Raw genomic sequence first — 17,905 nt, forward strand, 5'->3', positions numbered from 1 at the left:
AGCTTTACCTTTTTCCATCAAAAGTATAAGCAGAAAAACAAAAAAAGGAGCTCAAGGCTCCTTTTTCAATTCAATCAATTCAGCGAAATGTTCGCTAACCAATGTTCTTCACTGGGTTCGCATAGCTGTCGATCAAGTACTGACGCGCACCTTTTGGTAACGTCGCTAACTTATCTTCGAACTCTTTCTTAACCGTAGCAGTGATCGAGTCATCTTCTTTCTCTGCCGCCAATAGATTTACTGGGAACAGTTTGTAGTTATCATGGATCTGGCGATCAATCTCTTCAGCCAATGCTTCTGGAGTCTCAAAGTCTTGATCGATAACCTGACCAAAACCAACATGAATGCGGCCTTTGTTGCCCACAATACCTTGGATAATGCTCTCAATATCTTCAAATTCGCCTTTTTCGTAGCTGCCGTTTACATCTTTTTCAAACAACTCGATCGCTTTCGCCGTATCACAAGGGTCATTTTCATATGAGATAGCAACAGGAACAATCTTCAGTGACTTCACGTATTCAGGGAATGCCACCTTCTGCTTGCGTCCTTCAACATGGAACATTTTAAGGATTGCAGGATCAGTGAAATCATTACCGTCTTTTGCACGGCCTTCTTTCTGAGCGATCCAGATAGAGTTACCAGTATCTAAAGAGTGCTTAATGTAAGAAGAGAGCTGACCTAACGCTTTCATCATTTCACGCGGCCCTTTAAGAGAGCGCTTAACGATAAAGCTCTTATTCAAGCGCATCAGTTCTGTCGCACACGGCTTCTTCAGAAGGTTATCACCAATCGCAATGCGACAAGTTTGGTGATTTTGTTGATGCAATGCGTAGTTCACCAACGCCGGATCCATAGCAATGTCACGATGGTTTGATACAAACAAGTATGCTTGATTCACATCCAATGACTCTAAGCCTGTGTACGTCACACCGTTTGTGGTGTTCGCTAACGTGTCACGTAAGTACTTTTTCACTTCAATCTGAATGGATTCAACGCTAGTCAGCTTGCTCCACTTCATTTTTAAGTAAACACGTAGAATTGGGCTCATTAATGCTTGGAACCAAGCTGCGTGATTCGAAAAACGGTAGTTCAGAATCGCACTGATGAATTCTTCATCATTAATAAGACGGTTTAGTGCCGCTGGAATTTCATCATCGCCGTAAGGACGAATATCAACATATGGATCGGTTGGAGAGGTCATTTTTTCATTCATATAATAAAAAGCTGGCTCATTCTACGCGTTGTTTTGACTTCTCGCAGCTACAGAGCCCATACTTTTGACAAGGTCAGACCAGAAACAGTGAAAATAGCCTGTTATTGTTGGCATTCTTTGAGATTAACGGTAATCTTGACGCCCCAAAATTAAGGTACTATCTATGAACTTCGCTATTGAATATACATCGGCTTACTTTTCACACCTGGTGATCACACCACGCAAGAAAGTACTAAAACATAGCCTTGTATCGGTTCAAAGTGGCTTGGTTTTGATCAAACTGGGTAAGCAAGAGTACGCCGTTGAACCTGGCCAAAGCGTTTGGATTCCATTTGACTGCTTAACTTCGTTGACCTACTTCCCTAACACTCAAGTTAGCCGTGTCGATTTCTCTGTTCGACTGACAGATGCTTTCCCACGCCAAGCAGGTTACATCACGCAAACTAACCTCTCTTTGGCGTTGCTAGAGAAGCTAGAGCTTACTCACGGCCGATCTTATGGTGCTAACAATACCGAGCAAGCGTGCAAAGACATGCTTTCTGTACTCAAGCAAGAAGTGTTGGCATTCAAACCACTGCTTTGTGAAAGTGCGTTGTCTCAACGATTCAATCAGTGGAACATTGATGACTCTAACCTGCCACAAGAACACACCTTAGTGATGGTAATGCGCGAGGCGAAGAAGCGCATGCAATCAGGTCAGAAGCGTGCAGCTGTGATCGATGACCTATTCTCAGGTAAAGAAGAAGAGTTTGAACAACTGTGTATGCTGGTGTTTGGTGACGACCTATAGTTGCTCATACGACATAATATCGCTGAGAAAAGCCAAGATTTAGATACTAAAAAGCCGCAAAACTGAGTTTCTGCGGCTTTTTTAATTCTTATTACTAATTCAGGATAAACAAAAGCTAGATTTACAATCTTATAGAAGGATCGCGTTCGTCTAAAACGGTAACTCGACTTGCATCATCAAATCGGCATCTCTTGAATCGTGCCAACGATAATCAAAACGCATACGAGGTTGACCTTCTACTTTCTCACCGAAGCCAATGCTCAATTGCAAACCATGATTCAAAAGCCACTCTTCAGTCGACATATCATACTGTTCGTCTTCTAAGTCTTCAGGGAACCACATTCCCAATCCAACATAGTTAGACTCGAGGCTTTGCGTTAACAGCGGCGTATCCTTGGTTTGAAGTACCCAGTCAGACCAATAGTCAGGTGTGCTCTCGGCTTCTTCTTCACTCATACCAGTGATTTCTAGCATGCGCTGACCGAAAGAATCGATGCTCGTAGAAAAATCTAGACAGCTATTTTCATCATCAGAAGCCAGCATGATTGAGTCTAAGCTAAAAAAGTCACATTCAGCCTGTGCAGGTAAACTGCATGCTGCAATGATCATCGTCGCTGGTATCGCGCGCTTTAGCATAGTCATCAGACCTCTTGAGTTAGTGAATCTACATTATTGTATACAGTCCACTATCTTGCAATATCTTTGTAACTGACTTTGTACTCAGTTTTGATACATCGCTTCCACTTATCAATGCATTACGAATGTCTGTGCTGCGGATCTTCACCTTCTCCGGGCAAGCCATTACAGACCATCGCTCGGTAATCTCATCTGATTTATAGAAAGATGAGAACTTGAAGAAGTTGTCCGGCCCAATCACAAACGTAAGTTCAGCGTCACCATGTAACTTTTGTAATTCACTGAGTACAGCATAAGTTGTCACACTTTCACCGGGTGTGAACAAACTCTTTTCGATCAATGATAGTTCAACTTGATCCAATGAAAGATCACTAATAAATGCATTAACTAACTGACATCTCGTATCAAAGTCTAGCATCTCTTTTCCCCAAGCATGGGCAATACTTGGTACCAGAAGAATCTTGTCGAAATGAGCCAGTGAATCAATCACACTTTTATGCCCTAAGCTCGGCGGATTAAACGCACTACCGAAAATGGCTATTTTTTTCATTATTAATTGCTGCCTTCTCTTTCTAAGCTTGTGCAAAGAGGTTTTTAAATCGAATGATTTAGGTATGATAACACTAGATTTTTAATTTGCTTGCAGGAAAGGAATACGAATGGAACAGTTAATTCGTGACGAAATGCGCGTACTACCTTCAATTGACCCTCACTTCGAAGTGACTCGTCGTGTGGACTTTATCAAAACGAAACTTCAGCAGTCTGGCTGCAAGTCCCTGATCCTTGGTATCAGTGGTGGTGTAGACTCGACTACTTGTGGTCGTCTAGCACAACTGGCAGTTGACAGCTTGAATGAAAGCACAGGTAGCAACGACTACCAATTCATCGCAGTTCGTCTACCTTACGGTGAGCAAAAAGATGAAGATGAAGCACAACTTGCTCTCTCTTTTATTCAGCCTTCTCAATCAGTTTCTGTAAACATTAAAGCGGGTGTTGATGGACTTCACGCGGCTTCTCACGTTGCACTTGAAGGAACGGGTCTACTACCAACAGACTCGGCGAAAATCGACTTTGTAAAAGGTAACGTAAAAGCTCGAGCTCGTATGATCGCACAGTACGAAATCGCAGGTTACGTTGGTGGTCTTGTGATTGGTACCGATCACTCAGCAGAGAACATCACTGGCTTTTACACTAAACACGGCGACGGTGCCTGTGATTTAGCGCCTCTATTTGGCCTAAACAAGCGTCAAGTTCGTGAACTAGCGGCAACACTAGGCGCGCCAGAGCTGCTAGTTAAGAAAGTGCCAACTGCCGATCTAGAAGAGCTTGATCCACAGAAAGCTGACGAAGCAGCGCTAAACTTAACTTACGATCAAATCGATGATTTCCTTGAAGGTAAAGAAGTACCTCAAGACGTATCAGACCGCTTAGTGAGCATCTACAAAGCAACACAACACAAGCGTCAACCAATTCCAACAATCTACGATTAATACTTTAAGTTAAACTCAATTAAAAAGGCCGGAAGTTCAACTTCCGGCCTTTGCTATTTTATGAAGGGAGTGACTTAATTAGCCATTAACCCACAACTTCGATATCGGTTTGAGGCACACTGCAACATGCTAAAATCTGACCCATATTTCGTTCGTGCTCCTGCAGCGCTGGTACATCCGGTTGATGAACTTGCCCAGACTCAAGGGTCACTTTACAAGCACCACAAAAACCGGCACGACAGCTTGATGCAATGGATACACCCGCCGACTCAGCTTGCTCTAGTAAGGTAGACTGATTGTTGCCTTCGAATAGATAGCCATTAACACTTAGCTGTAGTTGCTTAACTGTCTCTTCCGTTGATTGTGCGACACCAAATGCTTCTTGATGATAGTGCTGAGGATTCAAGCCCATTTGAATCAGTAGTTTCTTTGCATTATCCATGAAACCATCAGGACCACATACAAAGGCTTGGCGTTTATGAAGCGCTTCAATTTTCGCTACATGCGACACGCTCAAACGACCAGACAAACCCTCCCACTCTTTCGTTGGTTGGCTCAATAAATAGATCACACGTAAGCCCTCGTGCTCTTTGGCGATCTGGTCAATCTCAGCTTGATAAGGAATATCTTCTTCGCTGCTGCATTGGTGATAGAAAACCACATCATTAATTTGATCATGGTCTGCCAGATAACGAAGCATCGACAGCATAGGCGTGATACCGCTACCCGCAGAAAGTAATAATAATGGGTGCGTTGGGTTCTCTTCTAAGTAGAAAGCACCATCAGGGTTTTGCGCGACTAAGGTATCGCCAACTTGGAAATGGTCGTTCAACCAGTTGGAGATCTGGCCGTCATTGACGCGCTTCACTGAAATAGCTAAACGACCCGCGCGAGATGGGCTCGAAGATAGCGTATAACGACGAGACACTTTTTCACCATCAATAACCATTTCAATCGGCAGATGCTGACCTGGTTGGTAACTTGGTAAAGAGTGGTTCTCTTTCGCTGGCTCTAACCAAAATGTCGTAAAGTCTCTAGCGATCTCTTCACGCTCAACGCAAGTTAAATGTAGCGACTCTACCCATGTGTCTTCGTAATGTTCTTTTTCTTTGGTTTCGAGTACTTCAACCAAATCACCGGCTCTGACTAAGCCTTCGTTCTTAGCAACTAGGTTCTGACCAAAGAACACACCACCACGATCATTGGCTCTGAATTTAGAGAAGGTATTCAGTGGCTCTTTTGTCGCTCTTAACTCACCACTGTTAACATCAACCGTGGTTAGAATACAACGTTCACAAGGCTTCACCGCCTCGAACTCAACCTCACCAATTCGAATGCGCTTCCAACCATCTTCAGCAAACGCTTCAGTGTTTGAGACCACGAAGTTGGTACGGAACTGATCCATAGAATGCGTTTCAGGGCTGCGGCGATTCAACTCATCAAGCGAAGCTTGGCTGATGATCAACATCGGGTAACCGTCGGCAAAACTCACGTTATGGCCCAACTTTTCACGAACACGATTCGATTGTTCACCAGAGAAAAGTAGCTCAACACGTACACCCAATACATCACTAAACCAGTCATCAGCTTCATCACTCGTTGTGTAGGCCGTGAAGCTGTCTTTCCACACTGTTGCTGGCGCTTCTTGCATCTTGAAGTTCGCATACTTAAGGCGCAGTGGCTCTTTGCCTTCGTAAGTAAAAATCAAGCCATCTGGCAGCAAGCTGGAAGACACTTTGACCATTTTAGGATATTTACGCGCCGTAACCATTGAGCCGTCAGCCAATGCCAGCATGAAACGTCTGTCAAAAGTGAGACCTTGTTTTTCAACCCAAGCAGAAGAAAGCGCAATGCCGCCCACTGATTTAACCGGAAACACATTGATTTGAGATAAGGAAGGAGCTTGCTCTGAAGCCTTTCGATCTAGAGGTGACTGCGACATAACGATTCCAATGTTTTGTAGTTTGTCCCAATGCTAACAAATGGTTATAAAGAGATAAACTGGCAGCTATTAAACACTTGATACTAAGCGAATATCTTGAGATGTTTAACTCATTGTCTTCTATACATTAAGGCAGCAATGCATTAACACTCTTCAGACCTTCTATACTGTGAATACAGTTAGTGCATTGAACTTTCATTGAATAAAAAGGATTTATCATGAACAAACTCGTCATTATCATCTTATGTGTACTGCTTCCCCCTTTGGGTGTGTTTTTCGCACGAGGCGCAGGCAAAGACCTTTTGATCAACATCGTCCTCACTTTCTTCTTCTGGGTTCCGGGAATGATCCACGGGTTGTGGGTAGCGACTCGATAATCCATCTTCAAAAACAAATACCGAATAAAATACGCGGAAAGCAAGATCCCAACCCTGAAGAGTTAAAAATAGGATGAAATGAAAGTGCTTTTCCACTATCATCCTGTCGCCTAAACGTAAGCGATTGCTTTCACAGATTTCGCCGAGTTTAGGCTCCAACTACATAACACTTCAAATGGTGGGAGCCTTCAATGACACAACTTACGATTACTCGTCCTGACGACTGGCACGTTCATCTACGCGATGGCGAAGTATTAAAAGATACAGTGCGCGATATCAGCCGCTACAATGGTCGAGCGTTAATCATGCCAAATACCATCCCACCGGTAACTGATACCGAAATGGCTCTAGCTTACCGTGAACGCATCATGGCAGAGCAGCCAAGCGAGCAGTTCCAGCCTCTAATGGCACTTTACCTGACAGACAACACAACACCAGATGAAATTCGTAAAGCGAAAGAATCTGGCGCAGTTGTGGCTGCGAAGCTTTACCCAGCAGGCGCAACAACTAACTCTGACTCAGGTGTAACCTCTGCGAAGAACATCTACCACGTACTAGAAGCTATGCAAGAAGTTGGCATGCTACTTTTGGTACACGGCGAAGTAACGACGCACGATGTTGATATCTTTGACCGTGAAAAAGAGTTCCTAGACACCGTTCTTGCGCCAATCGTGAATGACTTCCCTAACCTAAAAATCGTTCTAGAGCACATCACGACTGCAGATGCTGCGAATTTCGTAAAGAACGCGAACGACAACGTTGCCGCGACAATCACAGCCCATCACTTGCTTTACAACCGCAACCACATGCTGGTTGGCGGCATTAAGCCACACTTCTACTGCCTACCAATCCTTAAGCGCAACACTCACCAAAAAGCGCTAATTGAAGCAGCGACAAGCGGCAGCAAGAAGTTCTTCTTAGGTACAGACTCAGCACCACACGCAAAAGGCGCAAAAGAGTCAGCATGTGGCTGTGCGGGTTCTTACACGGCACACGCAGCTGTTGAACTGTACGCTGAAGTGTTCGAATTAGAAGGCAAGATTGAGAACCTAGAAGCGTTCACAAGCCACAACGGCCCAGACTTCTACGGCATCCCACGTAACACAGACACTATCACTCTAGTAAAAGAAGAGTGGAACGTTGCTGAAACCATGCCATTTGGTTCAGACATCGTTGTACCAATTCGTGGCGGCGAGACCATCGCTTGGTCAGTAAAATAAGCACTCGCAAGGCAAAGTAAATACGTTGTAGATGCTTCGTAAAGACTTCGCTTCAACTAAAAAGGGTCACCCCATTATGGGTGACCCTTTTTGTTTAGTATCTGACAAACTCATTGCCTAAGAGGTTGTTTAAGCCCTACTTGCCCCGAACCTTCTCTATCACACTCCAAACCGCGACAACAAGTAACCCTGCCACTACACCAATCACGCCATTCAACAAAGTGGGAACAACTGCAGTCGCTATCGTATGCCCGCTGAAGTCCATGATGATAGGTTCAATCAAATGATGAATCGCAGGAACGTTATGAACCACGATACCACCACCAACCAAGAACATGGCAGCCGTACCGACAACAGCAAGCATCTTCATTAACTTTGGCGCAAAGGAAACAAGCCCATTGCCAAGCTTTGTTTTGACTGCGCTACCGTCAGATGTACGTTGAAGATAGAAACCTAAGTCATCCAACTTCACTATCCCTGCAACCAAGCCATAGACACCAATCGTCATCACGACAGCAATCAAGCTCACGACAATAATCTGGGTCAAGATGCTGGTCCCCGTCACGGTACCCAGAGCAATCACAATGATTTCTGCGGATAAGATGAAGTCGGTGCGAATTGCGCCTTTAACCTTTCTCTTCTCATAGCCCTCAATGGACTCACCGGTTTTATCTTCTTCTCCTTTGTCGTTATCTTGGTGGGCGTGCGGGAAGAACTTTTCTAAGATCTTCTCAGCCCCTTCGAAACAAAGAAACAAGCCACCAATTAACAACAATGGCATGATCAACCAAGGAATAAATGCACTAATCAATAAAGCGGCAGGCACAAGAATCAACTTGTTCTTGAATGAGCCTTTTGCAACCGCCCACACCACAGGGATTTCTCGTTCAGCAGACACACCCGAAACCTGCTGTGCGTTAAGTGCTAAATCATCGCCCAATACACCTGCGGTTTTCTTCGCCGCAACTTTAGACATCAGTGCAACATCGTCTAGCACTGTGGCTATGTCATCTAACAGTGTGAGTAAACTTGCTCCAGCCATTTTATTGTCTCTTTTAAAGGATTGAACAACAGATAAAATGTAACACTATCAATTCACTCATCAAAGTTATGAGTCTGTAAAAAATAAAGTCACAAACTGTGTTTTCTATTGCCGTCTCAGCGAGACAGGACTAGTCTGTCTGCATCTTTCACGAACATAAAAGAAAAAGTATAGATGAAAAGTGAATACAGCTACCCAATCGGTGAACCTGGAAAAAAATGGCAAGAAGCAGAACGTCAAGCATGGTTTGCTCAAAGAACCGTTAAGCGTGAATACCAGCAAGAAGTTGTTCCTAAAATCCAAGCATTAGCAGGCCGCTTTGATATCGAGCAATACGGCGCGCTGAGCTACGATGAGGCGCGTTTCCCTCTATTTGCAATCAAGAGCAAAAACTGGGATGCATCAAAACCAACCGTTCTAGTAACAGGCGGTGTTCACGGTTATGAGACCAGTGGTGTACACGGTGCGATCAAATTTGCAGATACTCAAGCAGAGAAATACGCAGCGCATTTCAACGTAGTAGTTGCACCTTGTGTTAGCCCTTGGGGTTACGAAGTCATCAACCGCTGGAACCCAAATGCCGTTGATCCGAACCGTTCTTTCTATGAAGGTACCCCTGCTGAAGAATCAGCAAACTTACGTGCATTAGTGGCGTCTCTACCAGAAGTGCTGGTTCACGTTGATCTACACGAAACGACAGATTCTGATGAAACTGAATTCCGCCCAGCACTTGCTGCTCGTGACGGCATTGAGTACATCGAAGGTATGATTCCAGATGGTTTCTACACAGTAGGTGACACGGAAAACCCTCAGCCAGAATTCCAAGCGGCTGTCATTGCTTCAGTTGAAAAAGTAACGCACATTGCACCAGCAGATGCAGACGGCAAGATCATTGGCTCAGAAGTGACACAGCACGGTGTGATTAACTACCCAATGAAAGAGCTTGGCCTTTGTGGCGGCGTAACGAACTGCAAGTACGGCACAACGACAGAAGTTTACCCAGACAGCGACAAAGTAACAGACGAAGAGTGTAACGACGCACAAGTTGCAGCTGTCGTTGGTGCTCTAGATTACGTGATTCAACACGAGCTAAATGCGTAAGCGAATAATTTATCTCTAGAGAACTAGAATAAAGTTGAAAAAAGCCACAAGTGACGAATCACTTGTGGCTTTTTTATTTCTGGATAGCGCACATAAAAAACTCCCTCGCAAAGAGTACAAGAGAGTTTCAGTAATACTTAGGGCGTCATTAGCGAGTAATTTACCTCACTAGAAAATCGCCCTATTTCGCTGTTTCGCTTACGTTTGCTTGGCCTTTATCTACTTCTGTAAATAGACCTTTCAGCAGGCTCACACAGCCAATCAGAAGAATGATAGTGAACGGCAGCGCTGCGATAATCGTAATAGATTGCAGTGCTTGGATAGATTGAGTACCACCAATCCACAGCATCACCATCGCAATCGCACCTGAGATAACCGCCCACACTACTTTCTGTTTCACTGGTACTTCAAGCTTACCACCAGCCGTCATGCCATCGATAACAATCGAACCTGAGTCTAGTGTCGTAACGAAGAACACAATGATCAGTGCTACTGCGATAACCGATAGAATGCTGCCAAACGAGTACGCATCTAACATGTGGAACAAGCTTAGCGATACATCGGTGATGCCTTGATCAAGACCAAGTTGACCAACATGATTAATGACCTGTTCAATAGCCACACCACCAAACACAGACATCCAAGCCGAAGTTACTAGCGTTGGGATAATCAGTACGCAGAACAAGAACTCACGAACCGTACGACCTTTAGAAATACGCGCTACAAACATACCGAAGAATGGTGCATACGCTACCCACCACGCCCAGTAGAACACCGTCCAACCATGTAGCCATGTCGTGTCTTCACGACCAGAGCTTTGGCTCAATGCCAAGATATTTTTCACATAGCCCGTTGCCGCTGTTGCTACAGAATCAAGCACAGTTGTGAAGTTAAGCACTGCAATAAGGCCAAGGAATACAAACGCAATAACCATGTTTAGGTTACTTAGGAACTTAACACCACCATCCATACCACGAAGTACAGAGATGATCGCCAGACCCATGATCAAAACAATGATAGATTGCTGAAGTAGGATATTGTTTTCCAAACCAAACACGTGGCTAATACCACTTGCTGCTTGTGTACCACCCAAACCTAACGAAGTCGCCAAACCAAACAGAGTAACCAGTACTGTTAGCACGTCGATCACATCACCTGTTTTGCCCCATACTCGCTCACCCAAGATTGGGTAAAATACAGAGCGCATAGATAACGGTAGACCTTTGTTATAAACAAAATACGCTAGGCAAAGCGCGGTCATGCCGTAGATAGCCCAAGCATGGAAGCCCCAGTGGAATACGGTTGCACCCAGCGCTAACTCACGACCTGCTTCTGTAAAAGGTTCTACGTTCAATGGAGTACCAAACCAGTTGGTAAAGAACGCAGTTGGCTCAGCAACACCCCAGAAAATAAGTCCAATACCCATGCCGGCTGCGAATAACATCGCAATCCAAGAGGCCATCGAATAATCTGCCGTTGCGTCTTCACCACCTAAGCGAACTTTACCTAGCGGTGAGAATGCCAAAATAACAGCAAAAATTAACATGATGTTGGCTCCCCACATGAACAGGAAGTCAAACTTTGATAGAACCGCACCCTTGATGGAGTCAATTGCCGCTTTGGCATCTGCAGGAGGCAGAGCAAGAAGGGTGATGATGAAGAGAAGAGATAAGCCAACAGAGGCTACGAAAACTGTGTTATGGACATCCATGCCCCATTTACTGACGTTGTCTTGACCAACTTGATAGTCAGTAGAATCAATACTGTACTTTTTTGATTTAAAACTCATAAATTATGATGTTCGTATATCCGATTCAACGAATATAAGGACTCGCTCCATATCCAACTACTACTTGATTGGCTCGCCAAATCACCCAAACAAAGCATGGTGAAAGTCACTATTTGAGATAGTGAATGGACTTATTTGCTCAATCCCAAGCCGCACAATATAGCACAACACGAAGCATTTTGACTGAGTTTTAGCTCAATAGTTACTCATAACCGCCTGGATAATGATAATTAACCTAATAAAACCAGAATAAAATAAATCAACAAAATCATTTAAATACAATAACTTAAATCAAAACCACACACCGTAAAGTCACATCCAAATTTTCTGTATATAATTTTAATAATCGTCCAATTTACTTATAGCTCTAATAAAAAAGCCCCGCTATAGGGGCGGGGAAATTACCAAAGGTAAAAGAGAAATTGATGTTAGCGCTGCGCACTGCAGCGCTCGATATTAGAGTGCGAAACAGAATCCAAGATTGTAATCATCACCATTTTTCGCAGTGAACTCTTTATCTTCACTTGATGCATTTGGTCGGCCGCTTTCATCACCCTTCACTAAGCTAACCCAATGTCGGATTCCAGAAGAAATACTTGCGTCTGTTTGACCAAATGTGGTGCATGTCTCTAGTTGGATGTCTTCGATATCAACAAGCTCAAGGTTACCTGTACCTTTGCGAGCACCAATCGTCACTTCCACATGAGTACCACTTTCATCACGGAACAGGATTGATGATGGCTTAGATTTATCACCTGTATATGCCACAAAATGCTTCGCGCGTTTTAGGCCTGTATGTTCACCATTTTTGAAGTAAACCTGAACATGTCGGTAGTCAATCTCATAGCTCACAACATCTTCATGAGAGCCCGACTCAAGAGGAAATAGAGTATCTAGCAACTGTTTCGCCATCTTCTGCTTTTCGAGTTGCTTGTCTGCTTTCACCATTTCGACGGCAAAGACAGCTTCAGCAATAAAAGTTGAATGGTTTCTGTGAAGTTCTGTTTTGTCTAGTGTCAGCATATTCATAGTCTATCCCTCGTACGGCTTTAAATTTCACTCGGGTCAAACATCCTAATTGACCCTTTTCAGATTTGTTCTTTACTGCTTGGTTTCCATGTTTTTAATACTACTGTTATTTTTGAAACAATTTCACAACAAAAATTACACACTGTGAATTTTACTAAATTGCTTTTTTACACAGCCTTACTTTTGGGGGTAATATGGATAACAAGCAACTAATTTTTATAGACTTATGGGGCGTAATATTCTCATTTCAGGTCTTGTTTGATTCGTGTACTAACTTCCTCGTGAAAATAGTGAGTAACAATTTAGTGATCCATTGACGGAAAGAGTACATTTTAGTTGCTCATCAATAAGGAACCACAATGCTCAAAATCAACAACAAGCAATTACTCTCTTTTATGGTGACAGAAGCAGATAGCGCGGTTGCGGTCACCAATCCAGCAACCGGTGAGCTCATAGGCTATGCGCCAATCTCTACCGAGGTAGAGCTAGATAACGCTATCAAGCGTACAAATATCGCACAGAAAGAGTGGGCAAAAGTTCCAGCCAAAACTCGCGCAGCGCTGCTGAATAATTGGTATAAGTTGATCCTTGAAAACAAAGATGATCTTGCTCGCTTGATGACAATGGAGCAAGGCAAACCGTTGGCTGAAGCGACTGGCGAAGTGGTTTACGGCGCAAGCTTTATTGAGTGGTTCGCCGAAGAAGCCAAACGCACCTACGGCGATTCGATCCCAAGTACTGCGGCAGATAAGCGTTTAGTCACTATCAAACAACCGATTGGGGTTGCCTGTGCCATCACACCATGGAATTTTCCCGTGGCGATGATCACCCGTAAAGCAGCGCCTGCATTAGCGGCTGGCTGTAGCTTCATTGTGAAACCTTCTGACGAGACACCACTTTCTGCGTTTGCGGTCGTTAAACTGGCTTACCAAGCTGGAATCCCTGAAGACCTTATTCAAGTGGTTTTAGGTAACAGTCCGGAACAAATCGGCGAACTGTTTACCTCTCACCCATTAATCAAAAAGATCTCATTTACTGGCTCTACCCGTGTTGGCAGCATCTTGATGGCGCAAGCTGCCAAAGGCATCAAACGTACCTCGATGGAGCTTGGCGGCAACGCACCCTTTATTGTGTTTGACGACGCAGACATCGACGCTGCCGTGCAAGGAGCAATGGCATCTAAATTCCGCAATGCAGGGCAAACTTGTGTTTGTGCTAACCGCTTCTATATCCACAGCAAGGTACACGACGAATTTGTGGCTAAGTTCGACCAAGCAGTACAACAGCTTAAGGTCGGAAATGGCTTAGATGAAGGCGTCAATATCGGCCCAGTCATCAGTGAAAGAGCAAAGCAAAATATCCAAAGCTTAATTGACCGAGCGATTGAGCAAGGTGCACAGCCAGTGACAGCAACTCAATTACTCGATGGCCAGTTTATTCAACCCGTCATTCTTAAAGACGTGAAACATGACATGGACATCGTTCAACAAGAGATCTTTGGCCCTGTCGCTCCAGTTATGAAGTTCGACAGCGATGAAGAACTCATCGAGATGGCGAACGATACCATTTATGGTTTAGCGTCTTACTTCTACAGCCAGAATATTCACCGTGTGTGGAAGGTAGCAGAAGCGCTTGAATACGGTATGGTTGGCATCAATGACGGCTTGATCTCTACTGAAGTAGCACCGTTTGGTGGGGTGAAACAGTCGGGTATTGGTCGTGAAGGGGCAAAAGAAGGCATCGATGAATACATGGATATTAAGTATCTATGTTTTGGGGGAAATTAAGGCTTCGGTGGAAACTAGGCTTTTCTCTTCGCTTCTCACAAACTATCTGAAAACGAAAGCAAAAAAAAGCCGCGCTATATTGCGCGGCACCTTGGGCTCGGTTAAGGGGGGTTACTTTTATCGTTGTTATTCTTTTCTTTCTTATTATCCAGTTGTTTTGCTACTTAAGTGATTTCAGCTTCAAGCGCATAGCGTGGAGTACTGGCTCGGTATAACCGCTTGGCTGAGCACAGCCTTCAAACACCAACTGACACGCTGCAGAAAACGCAATGCTGTTTTCAAAATTAGGCGCCATATTCTGGTAGCTTGGATCCCCAGCATTTTGCTCATCAACAACAGCAGCCATGCGCTTCATCGTTTTCATCACTTGGGCTTCATCGCAAATGCCATGGCGTAACCAGTTTGCAATGTGCTGGCTCGAAATACGCAGCGTGGCACGGTCTTCCATGAGTCCTACATTATTAATATCAGGAACTTTCGAACAACCTACACCTTGGTCAATCCAACGCACTACGTAACCTAGAATGCCTTGCGTGTTGTTATCCAATTCATTTTGAATGTCTTGTGCAGTCAGCTTTTGATTACCCAGTAGAGGAATGGTAAGGATATCGTCAACGTTCGCTCTCACACGCTCGCGCAGCTCTTTTTGGCGACTCGGTACACTGACCTTGTGGTAGTGCAATGCGTGTAACGTGGCAGCGGTTGGGGAAGGAACCCAAGCGGTATTAGCACCCGCTTGTGGATGACCAATTTTGGCATCCATCATCTTCGCCATGTTATCTGGTTCTGGCCACATACCTTTACCAATTTGGGCTTTACCTTGCAGGCCACAAGCTAAGCCCAGATCAACGTTTTGATCTTCGTAAGCGCCAATCCATGTCATAGTTTTCAGTTGTGTTTTAGGAGCAAATGGACCCGCTTCCATACTCGTATGAATCTCATCACCCGTTCGGTCTAAGAAACCTGTGTTGATGAACACAACACGATCTTTAGCGGCGCGGATACACTCTTTCAAGTTCACAGAGGTGCGGCGCTCTTCGTCCATAATGCCGACTTTAATCGTGAAGCGCTCAAGACCTAATGCATCTTCAATGCGACCAAAAAGCTCATTGGTAAATGCCACTTCTTCAGGACCGTGCATCTTAGGTTTTACGATATTGATGCTGTTAGCGGTCGAGTTTTGGTACGGGCTGTTACCTTTCAAGTCATGCATTGCGATCAGTGAAGTAATCATGCCATCCATGATGCCTTCAGGGACTTCATTCCCTTCATCATCAATGATCGCAGGGTTCGTCATTAAATGACCAACATTACGAACAAACAACATGCTTCGACCTTTAAGCGAGATCTCACCACCCGTTACGCTGGTGTATTGGCGATCTGGATTCAGGCTACGAACAATAGTTTTGCCATTTTTTTCTAGCGACTCTTGTAGGTCACCTTTCATCAAGCCTAACCAATTGCGGTAAGCCAATGCCTTATCTTCACCATCTACGGCGGCTACTGAGTCTTCGCAATCCATAATGGTAGTCAGTGCTGATTCCACAAGCACATCTTTAATACCGGCTGCATCAACGCTGCCGATTGGCGCACTAGGATCGATTTGAATTTCGATATGAAGGTTATTGTGTTTAAGCAGGATACATGACGGCGCACTAGCGTCACCTTGATAACCAATAAATTGATTGCGGTCGATTAGCGTGACTTCTTCGCCGTTATCGAGAGTCGCCGTAAGCGTGTTGCCGATGCTCACATTGCTGATGCTGTATTTGGTCACGTCTTTATGAGAAACGCCATTGAGCGGTGCGGCATCATCAAGGAAACCACGAGCATAACTCACCACTTTGGCACCACGTACCGGGTTAAAGCTACCGCCTTTCTCTGCGCCATCACTCTCGCTGATCACGTCTGTGCCGTAGAGCGCATCATATAGACTGCCCCAGCGCGCGTTTGCTGCGTTAAGTGCAAATCGCGCGTTCATGATAGGCACCACAAGCTGCGGCCCAGCTTGCGTTGCGATTTCAGGCTCAACATTGGCAGTCGTTACTTGGAAGTCATCGCCTTCAGGTACTAGGTAGCCGATCTGCTGTAGGAACTGTTTATATTCTGCAGCATCCAGTGTTTGACCAGTGCGTTCTTGGTGCCATACATCGATTTGATGTTGGAGATCTTCACGCTTGATAAGCAATGCACGATTCTTTGGTGCCAGATCTTTGAGGATGGTTGCAAATGACTGCCAGAAGTCTTCTGCAAGAATACCCGTGCCAGGGATGATCTGCTCATTAACTAGTTGGTAGAGGGTGCTATCTATGTTCAAGCTTCCCTGTTGAATACGACTGCTCATAAAATCTCTCTCAAGTTAATCACTGACTACTCACTTAAATTTACGTAACTGACGAAAATTTAGCTAATTTATGCCACTTATAATGGACATTCACACAAGAAATACCCTAAAGATAGGGTTATTCTGTCACACCACTTTCGATTTCATTGGCGACACTTTTGATCAAGCGGCGCATCCACTGGTGGTCTGGATTGGTTTGTAATAAGGGGCTCCACGCCATCTTCACTTCAAAAGGTTCGATGGCAAAAGGAGCCGGTTTGATCAATAACTTAGGGTTGTTGCGTTGCAGCTGTGCTGCTTTGGTTGGGATGGTAAGGATTAGGTTTTTCTGTTGCGCGAATAGAATCGCTGACAGGTAGTGTCGAGTAAACACAGTAATGTTTCGGGTTTTACCAATACGCATTAGCGCTTCATCGATCCAACCTAATTTCTGCGCTTCACTTGGGTTAATCCCAACCCCCGTACCCATGCCGGTTTTGCTCACCCAAATGTGTTGCGCTTTTAAATAAGAAAGAATATCGAAATTGTCAGCTATCGGATTGTCGCAGCTAAACAAGCAAGAGAAGCCGTCGTGCCATAGGCTCATCTGGTGAAAGGACTGGGGAATATCGTCGAAGCGGTTAATGATGATATCAACGGTACCCTGCTCTACATCCTGATAACTGACGTCACTTGGAGTCATAATATCGAGGCGTATTTTCGGCGCTATCTCACTCAACCTTTTTAATAACGGCTGAATAATTGTGGATTCAGCATAGTCACTCGCCATGATACGAAATACGCGCTCACTGTCTTCTGCGTTAAATTCTGTCGTCGGTTGCAAGGTCTTTTCTACATTCGCCAAGATGTTGCGAATCAAAGGTTGCAACTTTTGCGCACGCTCGGTTGGCACCATCCCTTCACTTGTCCTAACCAGCAACGGATCCTCAAGTAAATCGCGTAATCGGCGCAGTCCATTACTCATTGCAGGCTGAGTAATCCCCAACTGATTCGCTGCTCGCGTAACGTTTCTTTCACGTAGCAACATGTCTAAATACACAAGTAAATTAAGGTCTATACGAGCAATATTCATATAAAAAATACCGAATATAATAACTATAAATTAACAAAATTATCACATGCATGATTATTCTTTGTCCATAGCA

Annotated in this window: 15 protein-coding genes; 6 read left to right on the forward strand and 9 right to left on the reverse strand. The window is 44.5% G+C overall.

Going from position 1 to position 17,905, the window contains the following annotated elements; translation table 11 throughout:
- Window positions 1–94 precede the first annotated feature (94 nt).
- On the reverse strand, window positions 95–1,201 hold the full coding sequence (locus tag BTO10_RS05070) for a 1-acyl-sn-glycerol-3-phosphate acyltransferase (RefSeq protein ID WP_004737749.1): 1,107 nt from the start codon (window positions 1,199–1,201) through the stop codon (window positions 95–97).
- Between the two features lie 175 nt (window positions 1,202–1,376).
- Between BTO10_RS05070 and BTO10_RS05075 the strand changes: the two genes are divergently transcribed.
- A complete protein-coding gene (locus tag BTO10_RS05075; protein WP_105023791.1) occupies window positions 1,377–2,003 on the forward strand; it encodes an AraC family transcriptional regulator in 627 nt (208 codons plus the stop codon).
- A gap of 150 nt (window positions 2,004–2,153) precedes the next feature.
- On the opposite strand, the gene BTO10_RS05080 is transcribed toward BTO10_RS05075, so the two are convergent.
- Complete coding sequence (locus BTO10_RS05080) at window positions 2,154–2,645, reverse strand: hypothetical protein (protein WP_105023792.1); 492 nt, start codon at window positions 2,643–2,645, stop codon at window positions 2,154–2,156.
- Window positions 2,646–2,667: 22 nt separating this feature from the next.
- A complete protein-coding gene (locus BTO10_RS05085; RefSeq protein ID WP_105023793.1) occupies window positions 2,668–3,189 on the reverse strand; it encodes a nicotinate-nicotinamide nucleotide adenylyltransferase in 522 nt (173 codons plus the stop codon).
- A gap of 109 nt (window positions 3,190–3,298) precedes the next feature.
- On the opposite strand from BTO10_RS05085, the gene nadE reads away from it, so the two are divergent.
- On the forward strand, window positions 3,299–4,129 hold the full coding sequence (gene nadE / locus BTO10_RS05090; protein ID WP_004737659.1) for an ammonia-dependent NAD(+) synthetase: 831 nt from the start codon (window positions 3,299–3,301) through the stop codon (window positions 4,127–4,129).
- Window positions 4,130–4,214: 85 nt separating this feature from the next.
- On the opposite strand, the gene BTO10_RS05095 is transcribed toward nadE, so the two are convergent.
- Entirely contained in the window at window positions 4,215–6,071 is a 1,857-nt protein-coding gene (locus BTO10_RS05095; RefSeq protein WP_105023794.1) for a hybrid-cluster NAD(P)-dependent oxidoreductase, read from the reverse strand.
- 218 nt (window positions 6,072–6,289) lie between these two features.
- On the opposite strand from BTO10_RS05095, the gene BTO10_RS05100 reads away from it, so the two are divergent.
- The gene (locus BTO10_RS05100; RefSeq protein WP_004737661.1) at window positions 6,290–6,448 is read left to right on the forward strand and encodes a YqaE/Pmp3 family membrane protein; all 159 of its coding nucleotides are present in this window, start codon (window positions 6,290–6,292) and stop codon (window positions 6,446–6,448) included.
- Window positions 6,449–6,639: 191 nt separating this feature from the next.
- Complete coding sequence (pyrC, locus tag BTO10_RS05105; protein ID WP_105023795.1) at window positions 6,640–7,668, forward strand: dihydroorotase; 1,029 nt, start codon at window positions 6,640–6,642, stop codon at window positions 7,666–7,668.
- Between the two features lie 136 nt (window positions 7,669–7,804).
- On the opposite strand, the gene BTO10_RS05110 is transcribed toward pyrC, so the two are convergent.
- The gene (locus tag BTO10_RS05110; RefSeq protein WP_105023796.1) at window positions 7,805–8,710 is read right to left on the reverse strand and encodes a DUF808 domain-containing protein; all 906 of its coding nucleotides are present in this window, start codon (window positions 8,708–8,710) and stop codon (window positions 7,805–7,807) included.
- Between the two features lie 174 nt (window positions 8,711–8,884).
- Here BTO10_RS05110 and BTO10_RS05115 point away from each other — a divergent pair, with 174 nt between their 5' ends.
- Window positions 8,885–9,811: a M14 family metallopeptidase gene (locus BTO10_RS05115; protein ID WP_105023797.1), complete on the forward strand. Its 927-nt coding sequence runs from the start codon at window positions 8,885–8,887 to the stop codon at window positions 9,809–9,811.
- A gap of 181 nt (window positions 9,812–9,992) precedes the next feature.
- On the opposite strand, the gene BTO10_RS05120 is transcribed toward BTO10_RS05115, so the two are convergent.
- Window positions 9,993–11,600 carry a BCCT family transporter gene (locus tag BTO10_RS05120; protein ID WP_105023798.1) on the reverse strand — a complete coding sequence of 536 codons (1,608 nt, stop codon included), beginning with the start codon at window positions 11,598–11,600 and terminating at the stop codon, window positions 9,993–9,995.
- 456 nt (window positions 11,601–12,056) lie between these two features.
- Entirely contained in the window at window positions 12,057–12,629 is a 573-nt protein-coding gene (locus BTO10_RS05125; RefSeq protein ID WP_004737666.1) for a malate synthase, read from the reverse strand.
- 359 nt (window positions 12,630–12,988) lie between these two features.
- Between BTO10_RS05125 and BTO10_RS05130 the strand changes: the two genes are divergently transcribed.
- Window positions 12,989–14,416 (forward strand): NAD-dependent succinate-semialdehyde dehydrogenase, encoded by a 1,428-nt coding sequence (locus BTO10_RS05130; protein ID WP_105023799.1) that lies wholly within the window; start codon window positions 12,989–12,991, stop codon window positions 14,414–14,416.
- 160 nt (window positions 14,417–14,576) lie between these two features.
- Here the strand turns inward: BTO10_RS05130 and BTO10_RS05135 are convergent, their stop codons facing one another.
- A complete protein-coding gene (locus tag BTO10_RS05135) occupies window positions 14,577–16,760 on the reverse strand; it encodes a malate synthase G (RefSeq protein ID WP_105023800.1) in 2,184 nt (727 codons plus the stop codon).
- 118 nt (window positions 16,761–16,878) lie between these two features.
- The gene (locus tag BTO10_RS05140; RefSeq protein ID WP_008215742.1) at window positions 16,879–17,832 is read right to left on the reverse strand and encodes a LysR family transcriptional regulator; all 954 of its coding nucleotides are present in this window, start codon (window positions 17,830–17,832) and stop codon (window positions 16,879–16,881) included.
- Window positions 17,833–17,905: the final 73 nt, after the last annotated feature.

It is taken from the genome of Vibrio chagasii, assembly GCF_002954585.1.
GTDB classification, from domain to species: Bacteria; Pseudomonadota; Gammaproteobacteria; order Enterobacterales; family Vibrionaceae; genus Vibrio; species Vibrio chagasii_A.